3 protein-coding genes are annotated in these 2,898 nt (G+C 48.7%); all 3 read right to left on the bottom strand.

Annotated elements, in window-relative coordinates; translation table 11 throughout:
• Positions 1-1,353: HAMP domain-containing protein (locus OB13_RS17770; protein WP_461491528.1), on the bottom strand; the 1,353-nt coding region annotated here is incomplete at its 3' end.
• A gap of 150 nt (positions 1,354-1,503) precedes the next feature.
• On the bottom strand, positions 1,504-2,250 hold the full coding sequence (locus OB13_RS17765; protein ID WP_461491527.1) for a ParA family protein: 747 nt from the start codon (positions 2,248-2,250) through the stop codon (positions 1,504-1,506).
• 89 nt (positions 2,251-2,339) lie between these two features.
• Positions 2,340-2,828 (bottom strand): SixA phosphatase family protein, encoded by a 489-nt coding sequence (locus OB13_RS17760; RefSeq protein ID WP_461491526.1) that lies wholly within the window; start codon positions 2,826-2,828, stop codon positions 2,340-2,342.
• Positions 2,829-2,898: the final 70 nt, after the last annotated feature.

Below are 2,898 nucleotides of genomic sequence, written 5' to 3'. Positions count from 1 at the left end.
CGGTACAGCAGCCTGGCCACCCAGTTTACCCTCCGTACCTACTTCACGCGCCACGCGGGTTACCTCACCGGCGAAGATATTGAGCGAGTCCACCATCTTGTTGATGATGTCTTTCAGCTCTGCCATCTCCCCTCTTACATTCACCGTGATCTTCTGGGTCAGGTCTCCCTTCGCAACAGCTGTAGAAACGTTGGCAATGTCACGCATTTGCGAGGTAAGGTTGCTGGCCATCGTGTTCACGTTGTCCGTTAGGTCCTTCCAGACACCACCGATGTTCGGTACTTTGGCCTGGCCACCAAGGCGACCTTCCGTACCGTACTCACGTGCCACACGGGTTACTTCGTCTGCAAAGATGTTGAGCGAGTCCACCATCTGATTCATGTTGTCCTTCAGCTGGGCAAACTCACCGCGCACATCCACTGATATTTTCTGGGCCAGGTTACCTTTGGCAACAGCCGTGGCAACATTCGAGATATCCCGCACCTGAGAGGTCAGGTTGCTGGCCATTGTATTTACATTATCGGTCAGGTCTTTCCAGACACCGGCTACGTTTGGCACCGAAGCCTGGCCACCCAATTTACCTTCTGTACCCACTTCCAACGCCACACGCGTTACCTCACCGGCAAACAGGTTCAGGTTATCGATCGTGCGGTTGATGGTCTCGGCCATGACCTTGAAGTCCCCTGAAACAGGAATCTGGAAGGTCTCGTCCAGGTTACCTCTGGAAATGTTCTTCAATACTTTACCCACCTCAAGTACCGGAACAGCAATGGAGTCAACCAATCCATTGATGTTATTGATCATGTCTTTCCAGAAACCGGAAGCATTTTCGGCAGAAGCACGTGCCTTCAGGTTACCCTCCACACCGGCAACTTTCGAGATACGGGATACCTCTCCACCTACACCACCGATCATTTCCACCATCGAATTATAGGCTTCAGCGATCTCAGCAAAAATATCCTCGTTTTGCTTGGTGAGGCGAACAGAGATGTCCCCTTTCTTAAAAGCATCGAGGGCATAGAGCACCTTGTTCAGCTGCTCGCTGATGTACTCCGGGTTAGACGGCAGAATCTGCTTGCGGGAAGCCTTGCCGTTAGGGCCATTCTTCAAAGGTAAGGTACTGGCACCATTCGATTTTTTAGCGACAGCAGGCTCTGCTGCAGGGCTTGCAGAGGCCTTCGCTGTTGTCTCCTCAGCTGTTGGCTGCTCGTTCTCCACTGCCACACTTGCTGTAGGGTTTGCTACCTGCTCCTTGGCCTTCGCTTTAGAGGCAGTTGCTTTCTCTGGTTGCCTGGTTTCTACGTCACTGATGAGCTTGTCTTTGCTCAGCTTCAAATTTTTACCTAAGGCCATATAATTAGGGTTGAGTTGGGTAGTTGCTATGAATCAAAAACTCTGGTGCATAGCCGTAGAGAGGCCATGAGCAGAGTTAAGGTTTCAGGAATATTATCGCAATTTAGTCAATTTTGGTGAATGTAGAAAATAGCAAAAAAACATTGAAAATTATGAGTTGCTAAACTCAGCTGCCAATGCGCTGTAATCTTTTGCTCCGTTGGAAGAACTATCGTAATCCAATATACTTCTTCCGAATGAGGGTGCCTCTGCCAGCTTGACATTGAGGCGGATGTGACTGTCGAATATTTTCTCTTTCACGTTCTCCCGCAGGTATTCCAGTACTTCCAAACTTAGCTTTCTTCTGATATCAAACATCACCACTACGATTCCCTTTATTTTAAGTTTCGGGTTAAAGGCTTTTTTTACCTTGTTAATGGTATTCATGATCTGGTCAAGGCCCTGCAACGTGAGAACCTCCATCTGCAAGGGGATCAAAACTTCCTGGGCAGCTGTGAGGGCATTCAGGGTGAGGACAGAAAGGGAAGGCGGACAATCGATGAGGACATAATCGAATCCCTTTACCTGTGCCAGCATGTTTTTCAGAAATTTTTCCCGCTCCGGCTGGGAAACGAGAGAGATCTCCACATCCACCAGGTCATTGGAGCCCGGTGCTACCCAAAGACCATCTTTCTCGACCATAATCTCCTGAAGCGTTTTACTTCCCAGAAAAGCCTCTGCCAGGGTGGCATCGGGAGAAGAAACTGCCAGGGAATAGGACAGGTTGCTTTGCGGGTCAAGATCAAGAAGCAATACTTTGTGGCCCTGCTTGCTGAGCGCGCTCCCCAGGTTAATGGTCGTCGTGGTTTTGCCAGTGCCGCCTTTCTGGTTGATAACGGCTACTATTTTTGTTTTCATGCAGATTCAGCAGTAAAAGAAGTGGAATTCTGTTGAGCTGATAAAACTATAAAAAAATTTGCAATATAAAATGGACAGGCGCTGTTACCCTACTGTACTTCGAAGTGATTTTCTATTTTGCCTGCCGTTGTATGTATTTCCTCCCAGCTACTAATATCAAATGTTATAACAATGGCAGCGGCGGGCTCCAGGTAGCCAACGTGCTCATCTGTAAGGGTTCTGGCCAGGCGGGTTACACCCGGGTTGTGGCCCACCAGCAGAACGCGTGTGGCGGTAGCAGGCAACTGGCTGAGGGCATTGATCAGGAAACTTTCGCGGGCGTTGTAGAGTTCAGGATCATAATTAATTTTCTCTTCATCAAAGTAAAGTTTTGCAGCGATATGCCGGGCCGTGGCACTGGCTCGTCGGGCCGGACTTGCTAACAGGGCATCTACCTTCTGGTAATTCTCGCGTATCCATTGACCAGTAGCGCGTGCCTGGTGTATGCCTTGTTTTGTCAGTTCCCGCTCAAAATCAGGTTGGAGCGGAAAAGGGTCATTTGATTCAGCGTGCCGGCAGATGACTAGCAATCTTTTCATATAAATCAAAAAGAGGTTCGTATAGTACTTTAAAGTAGAGAAATTAGGCTTTACTCAAAATGAATGATTG

This window comes from Pontibacter sp. HJ8 (assembly GCF_054824225.1).
The sequence above is the reverse complement of the archived record's forward strand: the minus strand, read 5'-3'. Positions and strand labels throughout refer to the sequence as shown.

What these genes read in the sequence shown, in the direction of transcription:
- OB13_RS17765 (WP_461491527.1), bottom strand. Translation starts at nt 2,250, where the DNA reads ATGAAAACAAAAATAGTAGCCGTTATCAACCAGAAAGGCGGCACTGGC.
- OB13_RS17760 (WP_461491526.1), bottom strand. Translation starts at nt 2,828, where the DNA reads ATGAAAAGATTGCTAGTCATCTGCCGGCACGCTGAATCAAATGACCCT.